The sequence below is a fragment of the Chitinibacter sp. ZOR0017 genome (assembly GCF_000799095.1).
Classification (GTDB): Bacteria; Pseudomonadota; Gammaproteobacteria; order Burkholderiales; family Chitinibacteraceae; genus Chitinibacter; species Chitinibacter tainanensis.
Genome location: NZ_JTLG01000046.1, coordinates 1 through 461 on the forward strand (window position 1 = coordinate 1; position 461 = coordinate 461).

The 461-nt window shown below is 53.1% G+C and carries 1 pseudogene; it reads left to right on the forward strand.

Annotated features, from left to right (window positions below):
• Positions 1 to 461: pseudogene (locus L991_RS15915) on the forward strand (IS3 family transposase); the annotation flags it as partial.

The following is a 461-nucleotide window of genomic DNA, read 5'->3' on the forward strand; positions in this document are numbered from 1 at the left end:
GTCTGGTGCGGCGATGTGACCTATATCTGGGTTGGCACTCGATGGGCGTATCTGGCGGTGGTGATGGATTTGTTCGCCAGAAAACCCATCGGCTGGGCGATGTCGCTCTCGCCGGATAGTGATTTAACCTGTAAGGCTTTGAACCATGCGTTTGAAACCAGAGGCCGACCTAAAGGGCTGATGTTCCATTCTGACCAAGGCAGCCATTACACCAGTATCAAGTTCAGGCAATTATTATGGCGCTGCCAAATTCAACAAAGCATGAGCCGCCGTGGTAATTGCTGGGATAACAGCCCAATGGAACGCTTCTTCCGAAGCTTGAAAACGGAATGGGTACCAGAGGTCGGCTACAGCTCATTTGTGCAAGCTGAGCGGGATATTGGACTACATGCTGGGCTACTACAGCCAGCTGAGGCCACACCACCATAACGGTGGTTTGCCGCCCAACGAGGCTGAGCGCA